General features: G+C 70.7%; 18 protein-coding genes. 9 read left to right on the top strand and 9 right to left on the bottom strand.

The genetic code is table 11. The annotated features are described in order from the left end of the window. Positions 1-35: 35 nt before the first annotated feature. The 3 genes from AB0C15_RS01880 to AB0C15_RS01890 all read right to left on the bottom strand — a co-directional run bounded on the left by AB0C15_RS01880 (position 36) and on the right by AB0C15_RS01890 (position 9,592). Positions 36-2,918, bottom strand: coding sequence for an AAA family ATPase (locus AB0C15_RS01880; protein ID WP_357347654.1), 2,883 nt, complete (start codon positions 2,916-2,918; stop codon positions 36-38). After that, positions 2,915-7,285: a glycoside hydrolase family 9 protein gene (locus AB0C15_RS01885; RefSeq protein WP_357347656.1), complete on the bottom strand. Its 4,371-nt coding sequence runs from the start codon at positions 7,283-7,285 to the stop codon at positions 2,915-2,917. The genes AB0C15_RS01880 and AB0C15_RS01885 overlap by 4 nt, the downstream gene beginning before the upstream one ends. Positions 7,286-7,357: 72 nt before the next feature. Beyond that, complete coding sequence (locus AB0C15_RS01890; RefSeq protein ID WP_357347658.1) at positions 7,358-9,592, bottom strand: hypothetical protein; 2,235 nt, start codon at positions 9,590-9,592, stop codon at positions 7,358-7,360. A 385-nt stretch (positions 9,593-9,977) separates the two neighbouring features. Here AB0C15_RS01890 and AB0C15_RS01895 point away from each other — a divergent pair, with 385 nt between their 5' ends. Further along, complete coding sequence (locus AB0C15_RS01895) at positions 9,978-10,847, top strand: CPBP family intramembrane glutamic endopeptidase (RefSeq protein WP_357347660.1); 870 nt, start codon at positions 9,978-9,980, stop codon at positions 10,845-10,847. A 220-nt stretch (positions 10,848-11,067) separates the two neighbouring features. Beyond that, positions 11,068-11,505, top strand: a complete 438-nt coding sequence (locus AB0C15_RS01900) for a hypothetical protein (RefSeq protein WP_357347662.1) — start codon at positions 11,068-11,070, stop codon at positions 11,503-11,505. A gap of 186 nt (positions 11,506-11,691) precedes the next feature. Here the strand turns inward: AB0C15_RS01900 and AB0C15_RS01905 are convergent, their stop codons facing one another. The 3 genes from AB0C15_RS01905 to AB0C15_RS01915 form a co-directional block, all read right to left on the bottom strand. After that, positions 11,692-12,180, bottom strand: coding sequence for a hypothetical protein (locus tag AB0C15_RS01905; protein WP_357347664.1), 489 nt, complete (start codon positions 12,178-12,180; stop codon positions 11,692-11,694). A 151-nt stretch (positions 12,181-12,331) separates the two neighbouring features. Beyond that, on the bottom strand, positions 12,332-13,051 hold the full coding sequence (locus AB0C15_RS01910; protein ID WP_357347666.1) for a VOC family protein: 720 nt from the start codon (positions 13,049-13,051) through the stop codon (positions 12,332-12,334). 824 nt (positions 13,052-13,875) lie between these two features. After that, on the bottom strand, positions 13,876-14,562 hold the full coding sequence (locus AB0C15_RS01915; protein ID WP_357347668.1) for a Type 1 glutamine amidotransferase-like domain-containing protein: 687 nt from the start codon (positions 14,560-14,562) through the stop codon (positions 13,876-13,878). 81 nt (positions 14,563-14,643) lie between these two features. On the opposite strand from AB0C15_RS01915, the gene AB0C15_RS01920 reads away from it, so the two are divergent. Next, on the top strand, positions 14,644-15,621 hold the full coding sequence (locus tag AB0C15_RS01920) for a GNAT family N-acetyltransferase (RefSeq protein ID WP_357347670.1): 978 nt from the start codon (positions 14,644-14,646) through the stop codon (positions 15,619-15,621). A 119-nt stretch (positions 15,622-15,740) separates the two neighbouring features. Here AB0C15_RS01920 and AB0C15_RS01925 read toward each other — a convergent pair whose 3' ends face one another. Then, the gene (locus tag AB0C15_RS01925; RefSeq protein WP_357347672.1) at positions 15,741-16,091 is read right to left on the bottom strand and encodes a hypothetical protein; all 351 of its coding nucleotides are present in this window, start codon (positions 16,089-16,091) and stop codon (positions 15,741-15,743) included. Between the two features lie 176 nt (positions 16,092-16,267). Between AB0C15_RS01925 and AB0C15_RS01930 the strand changes: the two genes are divergently transcribed. After that, complete coding sequence (locus AB0C15_RS01930) at positions 16,268-17,218, top strand: SdrD B-like domain-containing protein (RefSeq protein WP_357347674.1); 951 nt, start codon at positions 16,268-16,270, stop codon at positions 17,216-17,218. A 127-nt stretch (positions 17,219-17,345) separates the two neighbouring features. Here the strand turns inward: AB0C15_RS01930 and AB0C15_RS01935 are convergent, their stop codons facing one another. Next, complete coding sequence (locus AB0C15_RS01935) at positions 17,346-18,413, bottom strand: FAD-dependent monooxygenase (RefSeq protein ID WP_357347676.1); 1,068 nt, start codon at positions 18,411-18,413, stop codon at positions 17,346-17,348. 66 nt (positions 18,414-18,479) lie between these two features. On the opposite strand from AB0C15_RS01935, the gene AB0C15_RS01940 reads away from it, so the two are divergent. The 3 genes from AB0C15_RS01940 (at position 18,480) to AB0C15_RS01950 (ending at position 20,397) form a co-directional block, all read left to right on the top strand. Further along, positions 18,480-19,043 (top strand): TetR/AcrR family transcriptional regulator, encoded by a 564-nt coding sequence (locus AB0C15_RS01940; RefSeq protein WP_357347678.1) that lies wholly within the window; start codon positions 18,480-18,482, stop codon positions 19,041-19,043. A gap of 116 nt (positions 19,044-19,159) precedes the next feature. Further along, positions 19,160-19,672 carry a tetratricopeptide repeat protein gene (locus AB0C15_RS01945; RefSeq protein WP_357347680.1) on the top strand — a complete coding sequence of 171 codons (513 nt, stop codon included), beginning with the start codon at positions 19,160-19,162 and terminating at the stop codon, positions 19,670-19,672. 137 nt (positions 19,673-19,809) lie between these two features. Then, positions 19,810-20,397 carry a dihydrofolate reductase family protein gene (locus AB0C15_RS01950; protein WP_357347682.1) on the top strand — a complete coding sequence of 196 codons (588 nt, stop codon included), beginning with the start codon at positions 19,810-19,812 and terminating at the stop codon, positions 20,395-20,397. Between the two features lie 45 nt (positions 20,398-20,442). Here the strand turns inward: AB0C15_RS01950 and AB0C15_RS01955 are convergent, their stop codons facing one another. Continuing rightward, positions 20,443-21,462: an RNA polymerase subunit sigma-70 gene (locus AB0C15_RS01955; RefSeq protein WP_357347684.1), complete on the bottom strand. Its 1,020-nt coding sequence runs from the start codon at positions 21,460-21,462 to the stop codon at positions 20,443-20,445. Between the two features lie 128 nt (positions 21,463-21,590). On the opposite strand from AB0C15_RS01955, the gene AB0C15_RS01960 reads away from it, so the two are divergent. Further along, on the top strand, positions 21,591-22,376 hold the full coding sequence (locus tag AB0C15_RS01960) for a maleylpyruvate isomerase family mycothiol-dependent enzyme (protein WP_357347686.1): 786 nt from the start codon (positions 21,591-21,593) through the stop codon (positions 22,374-22,376). A gap of 55 nt (positions 22,377-22,431) precedes the next feature. Beyond that, the gene (locus AB0C15_RS01965) at positions 22,432-23,958 is read left to right on the top strand and encodes a hypothetical protein (protein WP_357347688.1); all 1,527 of its coding nucleotides are present in this window, start codon (positions 22,432-22,434) and stop codon (positions 23,956-23,958) included. The last annotated feature ends 12 nt before the right edge of the window (positions 23,959-23,970 follow it).

Consider the following 23,970-nt stretch of genomic DNA (forward strand, 5'->3'; position numbering starts at 1 on the left):
GTGGCATCCGGTCCGACCCCGGATGCCACCGCCGGTCACCGCTCGACGACCTCCTCCGCAGAGCGACGCAGCACCGCGCCCGCGATCTCCACCCGGCTGCGCATGTCGAGTTTCGCCAGGATCCGCGAGATGTGCGTCTGGGCCGTCCGGCGGGTGAGGAACAGGCTCTGCGCGATGTCCGGCGTCGACCGACCCGCGGCGACAAGCATGGCGACCCTGCGCTCGGTGGGGGTCAGCGCGTCCCAGCCGTGTCCGGCCCGTCTGCTCCGGGCACCCCGCACCCCACGCCGAACCCCACGACTGCGCAACCTGGCCTCGGCCCGGCGGATGTCCCAGGCGGCGCCGAATCCGCCGTACAGGTCGATCGCCTCGTTCAGGGCGGTTCGCGCCTGCGCCGTGTCGCCCCGCTCCGCCAGGACCACGGCGAGGTCCTCGAGCGTCCCGGCGAGTTCCACCGGCACGCCGCCGGCCCGGTAGTGGGCCACGGCTGAACGAAGCGCCCCCGGGTCGCCGCCGTGCAGGCCGCGACACCTGTCGGCGGACGCGGCAGCTCGGGCCGGCACCTGTTCCGCCGCCGCCTCGGCCAGGCAGGCCCGCACCCCGGCCTCCGCCGCCGACCGGTCGTCGACCGCCAGAGCGAGTCGGACGAATCGGGGCAGCCACTGGTGGGTCAGGGTCATCTCGCCCGGCCGCCGGTCGAGGAGACCGCCCAGCTGGTCCAGCGCCAACCGCAGGTCGCCGTCCTGCTCGGCGGCGAGTGACCGCGCCACGAGCAGGAAGTCGATGTTCTCCCGGTCGGCCACGGTCACCACCGGGCGGTCGAATCCCGCCCGAAGGTGGGCGGCGGCCCGGGCCCGCTCGCCCCGGTGGCCGGCGATGAGCGCGGACACCCCGTACCAGAGCCACCCCGGGCCGCCTTCGCGTAGCCCACGGTACGTCGACGCGGAGGTGTCCTGCGCGACCGCGTCGAGTTCGGCCACGGCGTCGTCCCACCGGCCCAGCCAGAACAACAACACGGCGGCGGTCACCCCGGCGGTCGTGTCGTCGGTGCGGTTGGCCGTCCGCAGAAAGTCCCGGGCGTCCCGCAGCGCCTCCTCCGCGTCCGACCACCGGCTCAGGTTCTGCAACGAGAAGATCCGCGCGTGCAGGACGAACGCCCTGAGGTCGACGTGGTCGGCGACCGGTCCCAACGTCTCGATCGCCCGCTCCACGCTGCGCAGGGCGAGCCGGTGCTGCCGCCGCACCGAGTGGCCGGCCCAGAGACCGGTCAGCGCGTACGCCGTCGCGAAGGCGTCTCCGGTCGCGGCCGCCGTCCGCAGCGCGTCCCGAGCGGTGGCGTCCGCCCCGGCCAGGTCCCCCGAGCCGGCCCGCTGGAACATCGCCCGCGAGGCGAGCAGCCGGGCCCGCCAGGCGTCGGGTAGGTCGGCGTCGGCGAGGGCCCGGTGCAGGTCGGCCATCGCCGCATCGTTGCGCCCGCCGCTGAACAGCGCACGGGCGAGCATCCAGTGCAGGTGTCCACGGTCGTCCGGGTCCACGACCAGCCCCAGGGTCTGCCGCACCCGGTGCGCGGCCTCCTCGTGGTCGCCGCTGGCGATGAGGGCTCGTGCCAGGTTCATGCCGAGAGCCACCCCGTCGGCCTCGTCACCCGGGTCGTGGTCCACCTCCCGCCGGAGCACCTCGGCCGCGAGGTGCGGCGCCCAGCCCGCAAGCACCGCTCCGGCATCGGCCAGCCACCGCCGCGCCCAGCGGTCCCCGGCGACGCCGGAGGTGAGCAGGTGCTGGGCCACGCGCTGCGGCTCGACGCTCGCGGCGTGCAACGCCCGCGCCACGTCCAGGTGCAGGGCGGAGCGCAGCGCAGCCGGTATCCCGTCGTAGAGGGCCTGCCGCAGCAACGGGTGCCGGAACCGCATCCGGGGGCCGGCCTCCACCAGGATGCCCGCCGTCACCGCCTCCTGAATGTCGGCGGTGACGTCGATCGCCGGGCGGCCCAGCAGCGCGGCGAGGTCGGTGACCGCGAACTCACCGCCGAGCAGCGCCGCCGCCCGCATCAGCTCGATGGTGCCGGCCGGAACGGAACTCAGCCTGCCCTCCAGGGTCGCGGCCAACGACCTCGGCAGCACACCCCCGGCCGATCGACGCACCTCGGCCTGCGTGCTGATGTCGACCAGGTCCTCACGAACCAGTGACTCGACAAGTTCCCGCAGGAAGAGCGGATTGCCGGCCGCCTGGTTGGCGAGCTGGACGAGCCCCGCCCCGGGTGGCGCGTCCACGAGTGCGGCGAGCAGGTCGCGGACCGCCTCCGGGCCGAGGGGACCGAGCGGGATGCGGACCACGTCCGGCCGCCGTGCGACGTCGCGCAGCCGCCGCACGGCCGACCGGTGTACGCCGGGGCGATATGCCAGGACCAGCAGTAGCGGCAGGTGTACGGCGACCGGGGCCAGCCGGCGGCACACGTCGAGGGACGCGTCGTCGGCCCACTGCACGTCGTCGACGACGAGCATCATCGGGCCGGCGGTGCACAACTCGTCGACCAGGGCGACGACCATCTCCACGGCCGCCGCCGCGTGGGCGCCGTCGGCGAGGTCGAGGGCGGACCGTCTGTCCCGCAGGAACGCCGCTATCCGCGCCCGGCGCGGATCGCTCGACCGCGGCCCGATACCCAGGCAGTCCAGGAGTACGCCGAGCAGGGGCGGGTGAGCGAGCTGGTCGGCGAGGCCCGCCGCGGTCTGGCAACCCGCCTGCGCGGCGAGACGTAGACCCGCCGCGACCACCGACGACTTGCCGATCCCCGGCTCACCCTCGACCCAGACCACGGTGCCGGTGCCGCCGCGCAGCCGGTGCACGGCGTCCCGCAGCACCGCGATCTCCGGCCCCCGGCCGACGAGCAGGCTCGCCGATCCGGCCGGCCTCTCGATCACCGACGGCCGGCCACATCGGCCGCGAACGCCGCCACCCAGGTCAACGCGGAGTTCCAGTTGATGGTGATCTCGTTGACCGACCAGGCTTCGAGATTGTCCACGTAGCAGAGCTGCGGGGCGCACCCGTGCAGCCAACTCGCCGAGAGCGGGTCCTGGAGGCTGGAGTTGGGCCCACCCGCGACCGACCCCACCGGCGGGTTCGGCAACCGGGCGTCGAACGATCTCGCGTACCACCGGCTGTGCTGGTTCTTCGCGTCGTTGCTGCCGTAGCCGGTGACGTACGACTGCCCGAGGGCGTTGCGGCCCAGCAGGTAGTCGAGGCCCTCGAAGACGGCGTCGGCGTACCTGGCACTGCCGGTGAGGTCGTAGGCGGTCGCGAGAACGACCTGGTTGTTCAGCATGGACGCGTTCGAGCCCCAGTCGTAGCGTCCCGTGGTGGGAGTGTAGGTCTGCCCGAAACGTTCGGCCTTCTGGAACGAGATCAACCGGTCCGCGGCGGCGACCACCCACCCCTTGATCTGCTCGCGGTCACTCAGCTCGGTGCCGAACCGCGCGAGGTCGAGCTGGGCCAACGCGGCCACCGAGCCCCAGTAGAAGCCGTTCTGGCTGAAGGCCGCACCGGCGGTGTGGAACCGGCTGACCCGGATGGCGGTCAGGTAGCTGGCGTCCCTGGTGGTCAGGTACAGCTCGGCGGCGGCCCAGTAGAACTCGTCGGAGACGTCCCCGTCGTTGTAGGGCCCGCCGCCGCTGCGGTCCTCGTACGGTGCGAAGAGCGCCGGGTTGGCCCGGGCCGCGGCGTACGCGCGTTCGGCCGCCGCGCGCAGCCGGGCGGCGAATCCGGCGTCGTACGGCTGGTAGATCCTCGCCGCCTGGGCCGCGACGGCGGCCAGGTTCAGGGTGGCCGCGGTCGACGGCCGGTGCAGTTCCCGTGCTTTCTTGTCCTGGTGCGGCAGCATCGGCGGTCCGGTCCAGGTCTCGTCATGCACCTTGTGATGGACCATGCCGGCCAGCGGCAGCCCGTCGGGCACCTGCATCTTCAGCATGAAGTCGAGGTTCCAGCGGGCCTCGTCGAGGATGTCCGGAACGCCGTTGCCGCGTTCCGGTACGGCCAGGGTGCCGTCGCCGAGCGCCGCCGGCCGGTTGCGTTCCCACGTCGACAGGAGCTGGTACGTGGCGATGCCGCCGTTGACGACGTACTTGCCGTGGTCACCGGCGTCGTACCAGCCGCCGGTGACGTTCAGCCGGTAGGAGCAGGTCCAGTTGTTCAGGAACGACTTCGGCTGCTGGCAGGGCACCTGGGTGTCGCCACCGTTCGGCGAGTCCGCGACGTGCCCGGCCGGGCGGGCGTACGCGGCCCCGGCGATGCCCCCGTCGATCGCGATCCCACTGCGGTTGGTGTAGAAGAACCGGGTCGCGTCGGTGCGCAGCCGGTCGTACAGGTCGGCGCGGATGTCGAACGGGTGACTGGGCCGGTCGACCCAGCCGTCGTACACCAACTCGAACCGGCCGGTGGCCGTGACCTGGCTGAAGTCGATCACATGGGTGTTGGCGCTCGCCGACGCGTCGAAGCCGGTCGGGGTGGTTCGACCCGTCGCCACCGTCGCGCCGCCGCCGGCCCGGCGCAGCGTCCACGGCACCGCGTAGGACGCGCCGTACAGCAACGTCGCCCGTTTGGGCCCGTTGGGCAGGTAGCCGTGCTGGTTCACCTTGACCTCCGGCCCGGTGTCGGCCCGGTACGCGTACTCGGCGCCGGTGAGCGTCACGTCGTCCATGCAGAACTCGTACGGCGTGCTGGACTTGCCGAGCCGGAACTGGAGCTGGGCCAACCGGTACGGCTCCGGGTAGGTCGTGGTGATGGTGTACTCGTACTCCTTCCAGGCGGTGCCGGTGGTGAAGCCCTTGTTCAGGTACGTGACGTTCGTCGGGTTGTCGAAGGGCGCGAGGTAGATCAGCGGGTTCGCCGCCGTGTTGGTGCGGGCGCGGAACCGCAGCGTGTACGTGGCGCCGCCGGGCAGGTAGATGCTGTTGTGCCCGACCAGGACGTCCCACGGGTTGGTGGACGCGGGCGCGGTCACGCAGAACGTCCCGCCCGCCAGTTTCGGCGTCATCCCCGCGTTGGTCCACCACGGCTTGTCCGTGCCGGTGAACGTGCTGTTCTGCAACAGCCGGCCGTCGAGCTGCGGTCGCGGTGGCCCACCCCCGTACGCCGGCAGCGTGCCCGCCGGTAGGTCCTGCCCGCCGCCCTGGCCGGGCTGTCCCGGGCCTGGATCCGCGCTGCCGTAGCGGGGCAGCAGCCAACCGTCGAGGCCGCCGGAGGCGGCGCTGAACAGGACGAAGTCGCTGATCAGGTCGGCGTTGAGGTCGGCGAACAGGCCGGTGGTGCCGGCGAACGGGCCGTCGTCACGGATCGGGCCCAACGACCGCCAGCCGGTCGTCGCGCTCCACGGTGCGCCGGTGTTCTCCCAGGCCTGCACTTTGCCGCTGGGGTAGTCGACGCGCAGCACGTCGGCCCGGCGGTCACCTGTGACATCCGTGAACGTCGTCTGGTAATAGCCGTCGGCGGGGGTCGCGAAGCCGCTGACCGAGTGCCAGTCGCCCGGCACCGGCGTCCGGCCCTGGGACCGGTTCTCCCAGAGGCTGGCGTGGCTCTGCCGGTCCGAGTTGATCAGGTCGTCGTCTCCGTCGCCGTCGATGTCGACGAAGCGCGGGTTCTCGTAGCGCAGGTCGTTGGCCACGAAGGAGCGTGCTCCCAACCGGATCTGCGCGGCGTCGGACTCGTTGCGGTACATCTCTATGACCCGGTACCCGGTGGGTGACTCGTCGGCGGTCCGCAACCGGAGGTAGTCGTCCCGGTCGTCGCCGTCGAGGTCGCCGAAGTGCACAGTACTGGGCAGACCCCGGTCCGGCGGGCTGATGTCACCGAGGGCGGTCCAGGTGGATCGGGGGCCGTTGTTGCGCCACGCCGGTATCCGACCGTCGGGCGCAACGATGACGTGGTCGGCGTCGCCGTCGCCGTCGAGGTCGGGGAAGTGGGTCTCCGAGCCGGCCGGGGCGGCGTCCCGGAACTCCCCGATCGGGTCCCAGCGCGGGCCGATGCCGTTGCGGGGTTCCGGTCGCCACTGGTAGAAGTCCTGCCCGACCACCAGCCGCGCGCCGAGGGCGTTGGGGGAGGGTTGCAGGGAGCCGCCGAGCCCGGGGGTGAAGATCTGCCCGTCCTTGAACTGCCACCGGGACACCTCGGCCTGCTCCGAGCAGAGGGTGCTGCCGGTGCTGCGGGAGTTCGCGGCCCAGGACAGGCACCGCTCGGTCGCCGGATCGGCCTGCGGCCAGGCGAGCTGGTACTGGCCCGCAACCGTGCTGAAGCGCACCTGAAGGGCCTCGTCGAGGCTGCCGCGCGGCGTCCTGACGTGCGGTCCGATGTCGTCGCCGTCGTTCGTCTTCGACGCGATCACCGCGTGCTCCAGGTGACGGGCGAAGAAGCGGTACGTGTCACCGGGGACCGGGGCGTAGCAGTCCCGCTCGGTGGTCGTCCGGGGCGCGAGGCCACCGCCGGCGCCACAGCCGGCGTTCACGACGTAACGGACGTACGCGTGGTCAGAGGTTCCGCCGAGAACCTCGGCGTTGATGGTGTTGTTGTTTCCGTCGCTGGCATAGGCGAAGTCCAGCTCTCTGCCGCCCTCGTGGGTGGGCTGGCCCGCCGTGACCATGTGGCTGTGCAACGCCGCCGGCATCCGTGCCGGTTCCTGGTTGAAGTCGGCGAGCACCATCCATTCGCCGGTGGGGCGACGGGCCATGAACTGCCGAGCCGTCTCGATGATGTCGGGGGCGTCGTTGGCGCTGTTCGGGCCGTTGGACTGCGCGTGGGCGGTGAAGTACCAGTCGGTGCCGATCTGGACGCCCATCATCGGCCGCGAGTTGAACCGCGAATGCACCGGCAGGATGACGGCGTCGGTCACCGTCTCCCGGGTGACGATGGCCAGGCCGTTGCGTTGCTGACCGGGGTCGGCCCAGTAGATCTGCAACAGGTCCGGGCTTTCGGACGTGCCCATGTTGTACAGATGCTCGGTGATGCCGGCCTGGGCGAACTGGCGATCGGTCCACACCGCCCGTTCGGGAGGTTCGTTGCCCGCCTCCTGGAGCGCGGCGACCTGCACTCCTTCCTGGCGGAACATCTGCTGTATACCGGTCAGCCACCGCGACTCCGACGGCCCTTCCCCTCCTTGGCGCTGGCCCCGCATGTTCCAGGACGCGGTGACCCGGTCCTGCGGGGCCGCCACCGCCGGTGTCTCCGGTTCGACCGCGGACAACAGCGTCGCCGCCGTCGTCGCCGCGATGATCGTGGCCAACCTTTTGCGTGCAGAGCCCACGTCAGATCCTCCAGGTCTCGGACACAGAGACCATGCGGTAGCGGGGCTCGACATCGCATCGGTAGAAATTGCCTATCCGTCTGGTCCGCTGTGAGGGCGGCGAAGCCGGGTGCCGAGGTCACGTACCGCCTCGTCGAACGTCCGGTCGGCTTCGCACGGGCTGTGCCCCCTGATCGGGGGCGGGAAGATGTCTCCGGTCGCCGCGGTGACGCCGTACGGGTCGCGAAGCCGTCGGTCCACCGGCGGGCGCCCGGGGGCGGCGGCGGGTACCTCGTTCGCTTGCTGGGGCGGGAGGACGCGCCCACCGATCGGGTCGGTGTCGCGCCACAGGTTCACCCACCGCCAGTCGACCCGCTCGGCGATCTCGCGGATGACCTCGTCGCTGACGTAGGCGGGGAACAGTCGGGCGTACAGCCGACGCAGGGGCGAGCCGTGGGTCAGCAGCGCGATCCGGTCGGTGACCCGTGCCGGCAGTTGGAGCACGGTCGCGGCGAGCAGGACGGAGCCGTGGCTGTGCCCGGTGAGCACCACCGCGTTGCCGGAGTCGACGAGGTAGGTGATCCGGTAGGTCAGTTCGGGTACGGCCCGCTCGGCGTAGCACGGTGGCGCGAACGGGTGCGCGGCTCGGGGCCAGAAAGTGCCCAGGTCCCACAGCACGCCCACGTACCGGCGGAATCCAGGGGTGCGGTAGGCGAAGATGCCGCCGACGACCAGACCGATGAAGATGGCGGCGATCAGGTAGCTGCCGGCGCCGATGGCGAAGTCGACGAAGCTGACCGGCAGCCCCACGTAACGCTGGATCAGTTCGCCGGGGGACGTCGGCACCAGGCCGAACGCGACCGCTGCCATGCCGATTCCGGCAAGGACGGCGTAGAGCACCGCGAGCGGCACCAGCCGCTCGGTGAACCGGGCATGGGCGATGGCTCTGCGGACCTGCCGCAGCCGGGGCGCGGCGTCGGGTGGCGCGTTGGGGAAGTCGCGGGCGACGATCGCCGACGCGGCACGGATCCGTCCCGGTCGGGACGCCAGTGATGTCACGCCGACGGCGGCGAGCGTCACCAGCACCGCCAGGGAGAAGCCGAGGATCGCCCACATGCAGGCCCGTGGCGGGCTGGTGATCAGCGCCTGTGCGGTCGGAGCGCCCCGGTTCAGGATGTCGGACACCCGGTAGACAAGTTCGGCGGAGAACGTGAGCGCCAGACTGATCGAGCCGACGGCGGCCGCAAGCGCGCCGAACCCCAGCGAGGGCGCGGCGTCCGGCCGTCGATTCCGGTGCCAGAACAGCGCCGCCCCCAGGGCAACCAGCAGTACCGCCTGACCGATGTAGAACCCGACGACGGTCAGGTTGTAGCCGGGTAGTCCGTTCCTCTCCGGCCAGGAGGCCGAACTGGTCAGCACATGGATCCAGACCAGCACGGTCAGGCCGAGGGCGATCGCGCGCAGCAGGCTTGCCAGCCGGTCGAGCCGCCGTTCGGTGGCCGCGGACAGGGGTGGGGTGCAGAGCAGAGCCGCACACGTGACCAGCAGCAGTACGGTGCCCGTCGTCAGCGCGACGGTGCCGGTCGACGAGCCCTGAGCGGCTCGGGCGCCGAGCAGGCTGAGGTCCAGCGTGGCGAACGCCACCGCGACGTGGATCGAGCGCAGTCGACCGACGATCGGCTCGTTGTCCCACCGGCCGATGGCGGTGAGGCGGGGGGCCGCAGTGGGCTGGTCGGCCGAACGGGGCACGTGCAGCGGCAGTGCCGAGCGAGCGGTGATCGCCCACACGAGGCCGATCGCGGCCATTGGCACGAGCGCGAGCGCCGCCAGGCGCAGTCCGGCCGGACGTCCCCCGAGCCAGGACAGCCAGTTCCGTCCGGCCAGGCACTCCGGCGAGGACATGCACTTCCACGCGATCACATCCAGCGCGACCCCGACGATGCTCAGCACGTACATCGAGGTCAGGGTGAGCGCCAGCAACCGGCAGAGAGCCTTGATCACCGAGTCGCCCCCGGGGCCGGCCGGCCGCATCCAGATGGCGAGGTTGATCAGCATGAACGGCAGCAGGATCACCATCGACAGCGTTCGCACGGCGTTTCCAGCCGGCAGGTTGTTCCAGCGGTAGGCCTCCAGCGTCACCCCGTCCGCCTCGCCGCCCTCGTGGATCCCCGGTCGGGGTCGGTAGAAGCCACCCTGGTGGTCACCCGCCACCTGCCGCACGTGTGGCTGGTCCAACAGCTCAGCGGGGCCGGTGGCGGACACCCCGTGCACCCGCAGTTCCACCAGGCCGCCAGCCCGAGGGCGCCCGCCCGCCTCCCGCTGATCCATCCGGTACCGGCCCCCCGGCGCGTCCGAGGCGCACACGGCCCGCTCGGCTTCTCCGACGGCCCCCGCGTGGCGGAACGGGCGTACCCCACGAAGGGGTTCACAACCCTGGGCCGTGGGCGGCGCGTCCGTCGATCTCGCGCCCGTACCGGCGGCGCTTGCCGGTCGAGCGGGTGGGACGCGGACGTTGGAATGTCACGGTGAGCTGGTGACACGGTGGCACTGCATGACATACCGGGGTGCGCGCTGCAATGGGATGTCCCGCACCGTCGAAAGGAACCCCCCGATGAGCGCCGTACCACCCGTTGGACCCTGGAAAGGGACGGAACACCCCAGCCGCTCCGAGTCGGGACGCCCGCACCTGCGCACGTCGGAGCGATCCGGGCCGGTGGTCGACAGCTCCCGGCCCTTCGGCGCCCACCTGCGCATGAGCTGGTGGAAGCCGTTCGTGGTCATCGTCGTGCCGTCGCTGGTGATGCTTGTCCTCCAGGTGCTGCTCTACCAGGTCGTCGGCGTCATCGAGGGCAGCGACGACCCGATGTCGGCGACCATGACACCGTTGAAGTTCCTGGCCATCAACATCAGCATCGGCGCGGCCGGCGTCCTGGCGATCCTGCTCCTCGGGTGGATCGCCAAGGTGCCATGGCGAAGCCTGATCAGCTTTCCCCGCGCCTTCGACGCCCGCCGCCTGACGTACTACCTGATCGGCGCGGCGTTGCTCGTGGGGGCCGGAACCGGTGTCGTGGCGCTTGTCGCGCCCGACTCCCCGGGCTGGACCACCTTCGATGTCAGCGGCACGACGATCGGCATGCTGGTGATCATCATGCTGAGCACTCCGATCCAGGCCGCCGGCGAGGAGCTGATGTTCCGAAGTGCCGTGCTGCCCGCCGCCGCGTCCTGGGTGCGCGCGGTGCGTCCGGCCCTGGGCGTCGGGCTCGCCGTCTCCGGCCTGGGCTTCGCCGTGGTGCACGGGTCGGCCGATCCCTGGCTGTTCGGGTACTACACGTTCATCGGCGTGAGCACCGGCCTGATGGCCGTCATCAGCCGTGGCATCGAGGCGCCGGTCGCCTTCCACGTCGCCAACAACGTCCTGTTCACGACCGTCAACACCCTGATGGCGGACGGCGAGACCTTCGCGATCGACCGTTCCACCGACTCTGGTGACGCGTCGCTGCTGATCCTCGGCGCTGTCAACGTCGCCATGGTGGCGCTGGTCTGGCGGCGCGAGCGGCGGGCCCGGGCCGCCACCGCGGACTGACTCCGCCAGGGCAGGGTGCCCGACGCCACACCCGTGCCAGATTGGCCAGCGACGGTCGTGACGGCACGGGCACCTGTGCTCGCAAAGCGCGGCAGCCGCCTGGTGGGCTTCGTCCACGTGGTCCTCGACGCGGGCCCGCGCTGGGGGCGGCCTCACAGCGCATGGCACCGTCCGACGACTGGGCGTCGTCACTTGACGGTCCAGGGAGGAGGATGGGGTGATGCTCCAGGCCTTCGTCGCGGAACCACCGTGCGCGGTGTGTGGGCGAGCGACAGCCCACCTCGAACTCGTCGCCCCCGCCTCCCAACCGGTGAGCTGGCAGCGCTGGTCACCAGCGCAGCGCGACGCCTACTCCGCCGCGCGGCAGCGTCACGACGGCCAGCAGTGGTGGCTGCTGTTCTCAGGAATCGTGGCGGGCAACGGACTCGGCCGACCGGTGGACCCGGCAGAGGCACAACGCATCGCCGACGCGTTCGCCAAGCCCTACCGCTACGTCGCTGTCACCACGGCGGGCTTCTACGACGACGCTGGATTCTGCGGGCAGTGCGACGCCCCGTACTGCTCTCAGCACTGGAACGTCTCCAGCACGGGCTACGGACGTTGCCCCCGGGGCCACGGCAAGAGCCTCGACCCGCACTGGTGGCCGGACGACCTCTGAAGCCGGACGCCCGCCACCGTCACCCTCTGCCCACAATCGACGCGCCGAGGACCGGCGGGATCACGTGCCGTCCTGCCACGGAGCCGGTGATCCGGTTCGGGCGCCACGATCACCGGCCGCACGGACACGCGAATCGGCGGCGACTGCCCTGGTGGGAAGTCACCGCCGATTGCGTGCTCGGGCCGGTCAGGCGGCGGAGCAGGCGGTGTCCAACTCCTTGATTGCGGTTTCCAGGGCCTTCTTGCTGGGCTTGGCGTCGGCGGACTTGCTGTACGCGTCGCTCAGGCCCATCATCTCGTCCTGGACCTTCTCGGAGGCGGCGGTGACTGCCTCGTTGGCGCCCATCGCGTGCGCCAGGATCGCGACCGACCCGGCGGCCCACTGGGCACTGACCGCGAAGTGCCCGGCCGGCGGGCCGATCTTCTCGGCCTTGGTGATCTTGGCGGCGTTGTCCTTGATGTCCTTCTTGATGTCGGCGCAGGCCTTCACCGTGGCCGCGTCGTTGGCTGCGGCGCTGGGCGTGGTGGTGGGCGCACCGCTGGTCGGGGCGGCGCTCGAGGCCGCCGGGGACGGCGGCGCTGCGGTGTTCGCAGAGTCGGGCTGAGGATCGCAGCCGGACGCCGCGATCACCGCCACAACAGCCAGGCCAGTCAGGACGAGTCGGGTTCGACTCATCGATGTTTCCCCCATGATCGTCATGTTCGGCGACGCTACCAGTCGCGCTCGAACGGGTGGGACCAGTTATCGGGCCGAGTGCGGCACCGGCGCACCTTGGTGCCGAGGCCGTCCGGACGAGCCGAGCTGAAGGGTGCGTTCGTCTGGTGAGTCACCGCAGTGCCGCTGCGAGGTCGGCGGCGTTGTCGAACGCGGGTGCCGCCCGTTCGGATTCGTCCTCGGTGAGCGTGACGGACCGGGCGCGGGCCAGCATCTCGGCCGCAGTCTGCGGATCGTCGAGCACCATCGCGAGTTCGGCGCGGTAGACAAGCACCTCCACCTGCTCGACCGGGTCGTCATCGGCATGTGGGCGGGCCAACGCGCTGTCGAGGATGCGAACGGCCTGTCCGGCGCTTCCCCTGGAATCGGCCTGCACGACCGCATTCGCCAGGGCCCTGGCCAGCCGCCCGGCAGGCGCCTCGGCTGGCACGGGTGCGGTCGCGGCGTCCCGAAAGACGCGGATCCAGTTGCCGCCCGGGTCGATGACGCTGAATCCGCCCAACCCGTCGGCGTTCTTCCGCGCCCGGGGTCGGGTCATCCGCGGCGTTCCGGACACCAGCACCTTGCCGTACGCGGCGCGCATACCGGCGACGAAGGCCCGGTGCAGTCCCTCGATGTCGGCGGTGAGTACGAGACAGGAGCCGTAGGACTGCTCCGGATCGAATCCGGCGATCTCGAAGAACTGCAGATGCAGGTCCTCCCGCTGCACCCCCACACACGCGTAGGGCTTGCGTTGCTTGTAGGTGGTGTGAAAACCGAGCACTTCGTAGAAGCTCTCGATGTCGTCGATGGAGGGGCACGGCAGCAGGGGAACGGTTCGCTCGTTGGCCATACCTCCTTCCTAAGCGTCGGAGGGCATCCATCGCCCATGGAAATAACCGATCATCACCCTCGCTTAACCGAACGGCTGATGGCTCAGACCGCGACGCGGCTCGACCGGGCTATCGGGGGCGTCTTCCTGCCAGAGTCGCGAGGGCTGCCGACGCCCGCTTCCCCGACCCCTCCGTGCACGGCGCGACGACGAATTGGGTAGCCGCGCCAGCCCGTCCCGCCCTACCTTGTTGTTCCGCGACCCACTCACGAGAGGACCGCACCCCGCGTGACACCGCCCGCTCTGTAGCCCTGACAACTTTCCCGCGCATTGGTCGCCGACGTCCGCCGTCGGCTCTGTTTCCATGCCTTCCGTCAGGTCTTCAGAGGGATCATGTCTACGCGTCCTCGTATCGCCTCGTTCCGGACCCTGCGCACGCGCGTTCCGCTGCTCGCGTTCCGCTGCGTCCACTGCCCATCCGGCCTCGCCAGCACTGGCGACGGCACGTGTCGCGTCAGTGCGCACGGCCAACTTCTCGACACTCTGTTTCCGGCCGCCCTCGTCTTCCGTGACCGCACCAGCACGATCACGGTGAACTGTCACGTCCCGGTCCGACATCTCCTGGAGGGCCGTTCCGGTAACCCCTTGCGCCGTGGGCCTGAACCGGTGCGAGAGGCACGCTGGCCTCGCCCCGGACTGCATCGCGCGGCGGTCCGCGCGCGGACGCTCATGACCGGGCGTGAACGAAGCTCAGGGCCGGCCCGATACCGGCGACGACGGTGAACAGCCGCCCTCGGAACCCGAGCCCCCATCCTTGAGTCGGGCTCGGCGCAACGGCGGCTCGGTCAGGGGTTGATCAGTCTCCACTCGCCTTCGGAGATGACGTCGACACCGCCATCGACCACCTTGATGGCGGTGTCGTCGTCGATGGCGTAGGTCGGCACCGGGATTCCGGACGCCCACTTCTGGATGTGGGACAGCGCGGTGTCCTCCATCTCCGGATGGTTGAGGTGGGGGTACAGCGTGAAGTCCACAAGCCCCAGCGCCCGGTCGGCGTCCTGCGCCATGTCGCTGCCATCGGGCACGAATCCGAGGTCGAATTCGGCGTCGCAGTTGTAGGGGGTGACCGCGATGCTCCCGGCGCTGACGCCCACATAGACCGTGTCGGTCAGCGACGGCAGGAGGGCGGCCAGGCCGGACTGGCGCAGCCAGTGAGTCAGGTACAGCACGTCGCCACCCCAGACGAGGAGGGCGTCGGCCTCCCGGACCGCCGGGACCCAGTTCTCTTCCCGAACGGTCGGCAGCGCGGTGAGCTCCAGCAACCCCAGGGACTTCCAGCCCAACTGGCACAGCGGGATGGTGGCGTGCCCGTGAACCGCCTTCCACGCCCTTTCCGCTCCGCCCGGGAAGGGGTGGACGCCGGTGGGGACTAACAGGGCCGTGGACTCGGCGATCGGCTTGCCCAGCAGGTCGACGAGCGCGTCGGAGATGCTCGGGTTACTGACACCCGACGACGTGAGAAGGAACTTCATGCAAACCGCTCTCCTGAAGCCACCGCAGAAGACACCCCGACCGGCCTCCGCACGAGGCACCAGCCCCATAAGATGCCATCGATGAAAATCATGCCATGGGCACCCGCCACGCCTGCCGATGCGGTGTCGCTGGCCACCCTGTTCCAGCAAGTCGAGGCGGTCACGCCCGTCGGCCTGGAGCAGCGCGCCGACGAGGTCATGGCGCGACTGGCAGCCCTCGGGCCGCAGCTCGGGCCACAAACCCGGGTCGGACGCGACGGCGACGGGGCCGTCGTCGCGTACGGGGAGGTCGCGGAGATGGGTGAGGTCGACGGTGTCCTCCGGATCCGGCTGGCCAACGTCGTCCATCCCGACGCTCCGAGCGACGTCCGTGCCGAGTCGTACGACTGGCTCCTCGGGCAGGCCGAGCAGGTGCGGCAGGCCCGCGGAACTGCCCAGACGGCTGTCCTCGGCACCCGGTGCGCCGAGAACGATCACGTCGTACGCGATCTGCTGATCCGGCACGGCTTCGAGTTGACCCGACACGAGCGCGACCTGGTCCTGGCACTGTCGGAACCGTTGCCCGCCGAGGTGCTGCCGCCTGGCCTGGTGGTGGAGCCGGTCGACGAGCGCTACCAGGAGTTGGCGCGGCTGGCGCACAACGAGGCGTACGCCGACAGCCCATCCGCCATCCAGCCGGACCAGCGCACCTGGCCGGCGCACGCCATCGCGCACCCCCGCTTCCTGCCCGACCTCTCCTGCCTGGTGCTCGCCGAGGTGGACGAGGGCGAGAACCCGGTGGCCGGCTTCCTGTTCGCGCTCGCCGACGACGACGACGAGAATCCGAACGTCGTGCTGCACTGTCTGGGCAGTCGGGTTCCCTGGCGCCGCCGTGGCCTCGCTACCGCCATGATCACGCGTTCCCTCCGCCGAGCCCGGTCCGCCGGCTTCGCACAGGTGCGCCTTCAGGTGAGCGACAGCAACCCGCGGGCTCTCGCGCTCTACGGCAAGCTCGGCTTCGTCGGCTCGGGGCGCGGATATCTGGTGCTGACGCGGCGCCTCGGCCCTGACGACAGCTGACAACGAGGTTCGCCCGGTATCGCGCTCGTCGAGCAGGCCGAGGCGCTGTGCCGGAAGGGCGCTGCCAGTTCCCGGCCATGGCTGCTGCGCCATGCCTGCGACGGCGACTACGTCAACGGCTACTTAGCCGGCGAGGTCGCGACCACACCGCGAATAGGTATGTCGACGCCGCCATGATCGCCGACTATCTGGTGGCCAGACGTCCACAAAGGTGTGGTTGCTATGCCGAGCAGCGGGACCGGATCGTGCAGCAATACCTCGCCGTACATGAGCGACCTGATTGGCGCGACGCGGTCCAAAATGGGCCTCGACCTGAGCGATTGATCTGGCCTTTCATTCATCACCTGGTTGAAGCAGAAGGGCGGTGACGGGTCGGCTGTCGCATAGGTCTTGTCGAGGCCCACACGGATGTGGTGCGACACCTCGCCGCCCACGGAGCGTTCGGTGGCGGATCCGAAGGCGTCAGCCACGGTGCACCCGATCGCCGCTGCGGCGGCATCCGCATTTGTCGATAATTGCTCGCCCGATTATCCAACTGACCATGATCGGATACCTTTCCGGTCACATTCTCGATCTTGGGACAGCGGGGCGACTGGATCGGCCGCTAGCATCGCGCTGATTCCCGACCCCCATTACGGAGACCTTCATGCGCACATTTGCCGCTGCCGCCCTCACGGGCGTGCTCGTGGCCGTCCTTCCGGCAACGGCCGCTCTGGCCGCCGACCCGAAGCCGGACATCGCGGTGACCTCCGCCGCCGACAAGGCCAACTACGCCGAGGGCGAGACCTTCACCATCACGGTCACGGTGCAGAACAAGAGTTCCGTCGACGCCAAGCGCGTGCACTACACCGGCGGCGACAGCGAGGGCGTCGACGGTGTCACCTACGGTGTGCTGTCGACCGGCTTCGACCTCGCCGCCGGAGCCACCAGGACCGTTCAGCTCACCGGCAAGACCAACCATGTGGCGTGGCAGACCGGCCGCGGATACGTCGCTTTCGCACTCGCCGCCGACAACGGCGAGGCCAACGACGCCGACAACGACACCATCGCGCGGCTGCCGGTGGCGGGCGCCTTCGGTGATCTCGGCGGCTACGTCTACCAGGGTGAGTCCTTCGACGCCGAGTGGACGCCCCAGACGCCCGGCATCCCGGGTGTCAAGGTCGTCGTCAGCAGTACCGACGGCAAGACGACGTACGCCGACGCCGTCACGGACGCCAAGGGCCTGTTCCGTCTCGCTCACCTCCCCGCCGGCGACGTCGTGCTGACGTTCACTGTCCCGGCGGGCTGGAAGATCCTGGCCGGCGAGAACGGCGAGGACGACCACACTCGGACGCAGATCAGCGCCGACGACAGCGACGAGCCGCGCGTCTTCGTGCCGGCGAAGAAGGTCGCCGTGGGCTCGCCGTCGCCGTCCCCGTCGGCGTCGGCGTCATCGCCGTCAACGCCCGCGCCGTCGCCGTCGTCGAGCGCCGGTCCGGGCCTGCCGATCACCGGTGACAACACCATGCTGCTCGTCGGCGCGGCTGCGGTCGCCGTCGCGGTCGGCACCGTGCTGGTGCTCGCCGTACGGCGCCGCCGCGTACACCTGCAGGCCTGATCGACCGAGCACCCGCAGGTCGTACCGTTGTCGAGCAGAGCGACGGGCGTCGAGGCTTCAGCATCCTGCTGGAGCCTCGGCGCCGCGACTACGCCCTGAACGCGGATCCCCGGCGTCCAGGTGACGATCAACCGGGTGGGCCGGCCAGCATGCTCGCGCGCAGGAGTTGGTCGCGAACCGGTATCGCGTACCGCAGGTGAGTCATCCGTGCGGCCAGGCCAGCCATGCGGGCCAGCCTCTGCGTGGCTGGCCGACGCCGACGATCGTAATCGTGCAGGGCCTGCTCGACCGTGAGCGTCTCACGCAGGTGGGCGGCCAGCGCGACCGCATCGATGATCGCCTCGCACGCGCCGCGCCCCAGGTCGGGTGTCATGGCGTGGGCGGCGTCGCCGAGGAAAGCCACCGTGCCGTGGGTGAAGGACGGTAGCGGCGGCGTCACGTACACGTCGTGTCGCAGCACGGCGGACTCGTTGATCGCGTCCAGGACGGCATGGACCGGCGGCGCCCAACGGCCGAACATCTTCCGTAGTTCGGCAAGTTCCTTGCCCGGATGGAACTGGCCCTCCGGTGCCGCCGCGGACGCGTACCAGTTGGTGCGACCGCCCTCCTGCGGTGTCACGCCGAACTTGAGGCCCCGCCCCCACACCTCCACGAAACAGTCGGTGGGCATGTCTTCCACCACGCCGCGCCACGCCGTGCTGCCGGAGAACCGTGCTCGGTAGGCCGGGCCGAACACCTTTTCGCGGGCTTGGCTGAACACGCCGTCGGCCACCACGACCAGATCCACGTCGCCCACCTCGGTAGCGTCGTGCACCGGATCGCCGGTCCGTAGCTCGACCCCGGCCTCCGTCGCCGTCTCGTGCAGGATGGCGAGCAGTCCCGGCCGGGACAACAGGTAGACATGGTCGCCGGTGCGCCGGTGTAGCCGTTCGACGTCGATCGAAGCGATGCGGGAGCCGTCCGGACGAAGAAAGACCCCGGCCTGCTGTCGTCGCCCCGCCCGGCGGACCATGTCGCCGACCCCGATCGCGTCAAGCGCGCGCAGCGCCCCGGGCCACATGCCGAGCGCCGTGCCCGTGATCGGCAGGCTCCTGTCCCGCTCCCGGACGGTGATCCGCCAGCCTGCGCGCCGCAGCGCGATGGCCGCGGTCAGCCCACCAATGCCTCCGCCAATGATCACCGCACGTCTCTCCATTGTCGCCACGCTACAACATCTGTTGTTCTTAAACTACGGATGTTGTGTATCGAATAAGGTGTCGGCGTGCCATCCCGCGAAGAAGACCTGCTCGATGCCGCCATCGGCGTCCTCGGAAGCCAAGGCGTACGGGCGTTGACCCATCGTGCGGTCGACGCGGCCGCCGCGGTGCCAACCGGCTCCACGGCGAACTACTTCAAGACCCGCGACATGCTGATCAGCGCCGTGGTCGACCGATTCGCCGACCGCGATCGTGCCACCTGGCAGGCGATCGCGGGTTTCGTCCGCCCCACGACCGCGGTCGAACTGGCGGCTGCGCTCGCCGCATACGTGCACCGTGCGCTCGGCCCGGATCGCGCCCTGACCATCGCCCGATACGGTCTGTTCGTCGAGGCCGCGGTGCGCCCGAAACTGCAAGCGCGACTTGCCGAGGCGGCCGACTCGATCCGGATGTGGGGCACGGAGTGGCTGCGCGTGATCGGCTCCACCGACCCGGAGGGCGAATGCGCGGCAATCCTCGACTACCTGGAAGGTCTCATCTTCCACCAGCTCACGTTCCCCGGTCCGGTCGACCAGTTGGAGGCGGCGATCACGCAGACGGTGGGCCGACTGTGCACCACCGCGGCGTGACCAGCGAACGGCCCGCCGAATGACCATACGGGTGCCTCCCGGGGTGCGACACGGTGCCGACGAGGCTGCGATAGCGTGAGTGGATCTTCGAACTCGTACCTGTGGGGGACAGAGCGGTGGCCACCGACGTGACGCCCGAACTGGCCGAGGCGATCCAGCGCGGCTACGACCAGCGCGACCGGGCGAACATGGCGCCGACGATCGCCTACTTCCAGGCGCTGCTCGCCGAACACCCTGACCACCCCGTCCTGGTGTACGAGGTGGGTGGCGCCTACGACACCGCGGGCCAGGAGGAGATGGCGCGCGGCTACTACGAGCGGGCGCTCGCTCTCGGCCTCGACGGCGACGTCAGACGTCGGTGCCTGTGCCAGTACGCCAGTACTCTGCGGTGGCTGGGCGAGTTGAGCGAATCACTCGCGGTGCTCGACCGGGCCCGCAGCGAGTTCCCCGACTCCGACTCCGTACGCGTCTTCCGGGCGCTGACCCTCAACGACGCCCACCGGTCGGACGAGGCGGTGGCCGAGTTGCTCACCGTCGTCACCGGGCACGCGGAGGTCACCGACCTCGGGCGGTGGGCGGTCGGGCTGCGTGGCCTGGCCCAGTGGCTCACCGACGGCCGCCCCGAATAGCCGTTTCGGGAGCCCGCTCGCGATGGGACGGGCTCCGGGAACGCGAGGAGTACCCGCTGGTGTAGATCGCGCACCGATGAGGTTTCCGCGCCGCGCCCGTCTGTACCTGTGTCATCGACGTACGGGAGGCTGGCAGGATGCGGAAACTGACCTTCGGCATGAATGTGACCCTGGACGGCTACATCGCCGCGCCCGGCGACGACCTCGGCTGGAGCGGGGGTGACGGGCCGGACGGATCGGCGAACGACGAGTTGTTCCAGTGGTGGTCCGACCGGGTGGGGGCGACCGGCCTGGCGCTGTACGGGCGTAAGCTGTGGGAGACGATGAGTTCCCACTGGCCGACCGCCGACCAGCAGCCCGGCGCCACACCGGCAGAGGTCGAGTTCGCCCGCCGCTGGCGGGACATGCCGAAGGTGGTGTTCTCCTCGACGACGCGCACTGTCGACTGGAACACGCGCCTGGTCACCGGAGACGCGGTCACCGAGATCACCCGGCTCAGGGCCGAGGACGACGGCGGGCCGATGGACATCGTCGGCGCGACGCTTGCCGCGGCGGTCATGCGGGCCGGGTTGATCGACGAGTACGCCCTGGTCACCCACCCGGTCCTGGTGGGCGGCGGCACGCCGTTCTTCACGACACTGGACACCTGGGTGAACCTCAACCTGGTGGAGACGCGGGCCTTCCCCGGCGGCCAGTTGCTGACCCGGTACGAGACGAGGCGATGACGCCGGCCCGTGCGCCGGGCTCGACGACGGTGGTGGCGTGGGCGATCACAGTGTCGGGGGCAGGTCCAGCCATGGTTTGTCGGTGGCGTCGAATCCGGTCAGCTCGGCGATCTTCCCGTCGACGATGCGCAGGACCGCCATGGTGAACAACCGGTACGTCGGGTCGTCGGGGGTGCGGAGGTACAGCACGGCCGCGGGCATCCGGTTGACTGTCGTGGTGGTGCAGCGCCAGTCGTCGAAGCCGCGCTTGAAGAGCCCGTGGGAGACCCAACCCTGCACCGCGTCGCTGGCCGTGACGATCGGGGTGATCTGCCCGGGGAGCATCACGAAACGCAGGTCGTCGCGGAGCAGGGCCTTCAGCCCGTCGAGGTCGTTGCGCTCATGAGCGTCGGTGTACGACTTCACCACCGCTCGCTCGTCGTCCGACAGCTCGTGCGTCGCCGGGATGCGCCAGTCGAGGCGGCGCTCGGGCAGCCGCTCGCGCATCGTCACGCGCGCCCGCTGCAGTGCACTTGTCACCGACGCGACGGTCAGCTCGAGGGCGTCGGCGACCGTCGACGCCGGCCAGCCGAGGACGTCGCGCAGGATGAACACCGCCCGCTGCCGTGGCGGCAGGTGCTGGACGGCGACGATGAAGGCCAGCTCGATCGTCTCCCGCGCCACCACCGACTCCTGCGGGTCCTCCGGGAGCATCCGGTCCGGGTAGGGCTGCAGGTGTCGCAGTTCCGAGCCCGAGCCCGGATCCGCGCCCGGCAGCTCGGCGGTCACGAGTGTGCGGTCGTTGCGCTTCCTGAGGAAGTCGAGGCAAGCGTTCGTCGCGATCCGGTAGAGCCAGGTCCGCAGGGTCGCGTTCCCCTTGAACGACTCTCGCCTGCGCCATGCCCGCAGGAACGTCTCCTGCGTCATGTCCTGCGCGTCCTCGTAGTTCGCGAGCATCCGGTAACAGTGCAGCTGCAACTCGCGGCGGTGACGCTCCGTGAATCGTGCGAACCGTGCCGCGTCGCCTGAGCGGGCCGCCGCGATGAACGTGGCCTCATCGGTGCCCAGCAGTCCAGCGTCGGTCATGGTCAGCGATCCTTCCATCGGTACGAGGGGTCCACCAGGACCGACGACGTGGCGCAGGATTTCCAATCGGTGAGCGCGACTGCGAAAACCGCTGTCCGACCACCGGAGCGCGGTGGTAGACAACCCGCGTGGAAGCGAATCTTGAGTTCCCGGACCTGCTGCGACTGATCGACGAACGGTCGACCGCCTTCCGTGCCGCGGTCGCCGCCGCGCCCAGCCTCGACGCGCAGGTGCCGACCTGCCCCGAGTGGACGCTCTCCGACCTGGTGAAGCACCTGGGTGGGGGAGACCGCTTCTGGGCCGCCATCGTCGGTGCGGGGCCGGCCGACGCTCCGCCGGCCGACGCCGCCGCCGCGCGCGCCGCGCTGGAGGTGCCGCAGGAGCGGGAGGCCCTGCTGGCCTGGCTCGCCGCGTCGACGCAGCTACTGCTCGGCGCCCTGAGCGAGGCGGGACCGGGGCGCGGTTGCTGGACGTGGTGGCCGGCGTCGCAGTCACCGCAGACCTCCGGCGCTGTCGCCCGCCACCGGGCCCAGGAGAGCGCGGTGCACACGTACGACGTCCAGCTCACCGCGGGCGCCCCGCAGCCGCTGCCGGTCGAGGTGGCGCTCGACGGTGTGGAGGAGTTCCTGTTCACCGTCTGCGCCACGTCGAGTGCGTGGCCGCACCAGCCCACCGCCTTCGACTTCCACAGCGCCGAGGGCCGCTCCTGGCGCCTCACCGTCGACGGTGCCGGCGCACGCGCCGCCCGTATTTCCGCCACCGGCGGGGGCCTGGACGCAGCCGGCGTCGCCGTCCGTGGCACAGCCAGTGAGCTGGTCCTCTACCTCTACGACCGCATCCCGGCCGGGTCCCTACACGTTGACGGGGACGCAGGGCTGCTCGACCTGCTCCGTGCCTGGGAGCCGGAGGCGTAGCACGCACGGGCCCCGGGCGTGGTGCGGTCGGCCATAGGATCCGGGAGTGGCCGATGTGACTGACGCAGATCACCGGAGTCCGGCACCCGGGGGCCTGTGGACGGAGCTGTCCGTCAGCTACTGCCAGTACGACGTGTCGGCCGTGCCGGGCGCGTCCGGCATGGGGATCTACGTTCTGGGTGACGACCTCATCCACGTCGGCGGGCCATTTCAGTTCACCGGCTTCTGCGGCACACACACCGGCTCGGTCGAAGCACGCGTCCGTGTCCTGCCCGGGCCACCGCTGGAGGTGGACAGCGGTTGGGACGCGATCAGTGAGGCACCCCTGTGGAGCCCCAGCGGCAGGCTGTCGGTCGTCGGCCTGATGGGCGGCGCCGCGGAGGGCCTCACCGACATCGCTGTGCCGCGCGGGCTGATCCGGGTGCGGGTGCACGCGCGCAACCGCCTGCACGAGTCCGTACGCACCGACGACGACCCGCCCGAGCAGCACGAGCTGCACATCTGGGCGGTCACCGAGGAGACGCCGTGGCGCACGGTGCTGGCCGACCCGGCTGGCCGCGCCTTCGAGCAGAAGCCGGCGAAGGCCGCCGAGTGGGGGATGTTGTCACTGGTACCGCGCCCGTCTGGTCGTCCGTCGACCCTGCCACCTGACCCGTACGAGGACGACGCCGGCCTGCCCCGGGTGGCGGTGGTCCGTCACTGGCCCGCACCTGTCGACGTCCCGGTGGGTGTGCTGCCCGCCGGCGACCTCGAGGTCCGGCTCGAGCGGGTCGACGACGAGACCCGGCGGTGGTCGTGGTCCAGCGCCGACGAACCGATCTTCCCGCACCCGCTGACGACGCTGCCGGACGACGAGCCGAGTGCCGTACGGCTGACGTCCGGCCCCGATGGTTTCGTCCTGCGGCACGAGGGCGTGCTGGGCCGGCACGCCTTCGCCCTCGGCCTGATCTGGGACCACCTGCTCGACGGTGCCGGCTCGCATCCGTGGGCGACGACGTTGCACAGTCAGGCGGCCGAGGCGACCGCCTTGGCCGAGAAGCACCGCCGCCTGCAGGCCGAACGCGGTGCCAAGCGGTGGGGCGGCCCTCCACCGTCGGATCGTGTCCGCGCACTCCGCGGGCAGGCGAAGTCCCTGGCCCGCCTCGACCGGCGGCTGCTCGACCGCATCGACGCGCTGCCCGCCACCCGTCAGCGGCAGGCAGCCTGCTGGGCGGCCCGCCGCGCGATGCGGGTGGCGGGGCTCGAGCAGATCGGGTGGGTCGCCGACGCGCTCGCCGACGCCGAGGCCGACCGTCCGCTGCCCCGGTCCTTCACCGAGCAGGGCGGCGCCGCCGCGTTCCAACGGCTCCTGGCCGACCCCGAGGTGCCCCGGACCACCGTGACGCTCGGCCCGGACCCACGGGTCTTCAGCACGATCGCCGCCACCGAGATGCTCCAGCAGGCCGCCGCGTTCCCCGCCCTGCTCGCCCTGACGAACGACGACCCGCTGGCCGCGGCGATCGACGCCGTCTACAACGCCGCGATCGCCCACGGCGACGAGAAGGACCGCTTCCTCACCGACGCCCACCTCGCCCTGCGCTGAGCCCTCGGGGTC

The sequence above is a fragment of the Micromonospora sp. NPDC048835 genome (assembly GCF_040649995.1).
Classification (GTDB): domain Bacteria; phylum Actinomycetota; class Actinomycetes; order Mycobacteriales; family Micromonosporaceae; genus Micromonospora.

Excerpts from the sequence above, each read along its gene's own strand:
- AB0C15_RS01890 (WP_357347658.1), bottom strand. The coding sequence starts at position 9,592 with ATGGATCAGCGGGAGGCGGGCGGGCGCCCTCGGGCTGGCGGCCTGGTG.
- AB0C15_RS01900 (WP_357347662.1), top strand. The coding sequence starts at position 11,068 with ATGCTCCAGGCCTTCGTCGCGGAACCACCGTGCGCGGTGTGTGGGCGA.
- AB0C15_RS01905 (WP_357347664.1), bottom strand. The coding sequence starts at position 12,180 with ATGAGTCGAACCCGACTCGTCCTGACTGGCCTGGCTGTTGTGGCGGTG.
- AB0C15_RS01910 (WP_357347666.1), bottom strand. The coding sequence starts at position 13,051 with ATGGCCAACGAGCGAACCGTTCCCCTGCTGCCGTGCCCCTCCATCGAC.
- AB0C15_RS01915 (WP_357347668.1), bottom strand. The coding sequence starts at position 14,562 with ATGAAGTTCCTTCTCACGTCGTCGGGTGTCAGTAACCCGAGCATCTCC.
- AB0C15_RS01920 (WP_357347670.1), top strand. The coding sequence starts at position 14,644 with ATGAAAATCATGCCATGGGCACCCGCCACGCCTGCCGATGCGGTGTCG.
- AB0C15_RS01930 (WP_357347674.1), top strand. The coding sequence starts at position 16,268 with ATGCGCACATTTGCCGCTGCCGCCCTCACGGGCGTGCTCGTGGCCGTC.
- AB0C15_RS01935 (WP_357347676.1), bottom strand. The coding sequence starts at position 18,413 with ATGGAGAGACGTGCGGTGATCATTGGCGGAGGCATTGGTGGGCTGACC.
- AB0C15_RS01950 (WP_357347682.1), top strand. The coding sequence starts at position 19,810 with ATGCGGAAACTGACCTTCGGCATGAATGTGACCCTGGACGGCTACATC.
- AB0C15_RS01955 (WP_357347684.1), bottom strand. The coding sequence starts at position 21,462 with ATGACCGACGCTGGACTGCTGGGCACCGATGAGGCCACGTTCATCGCG.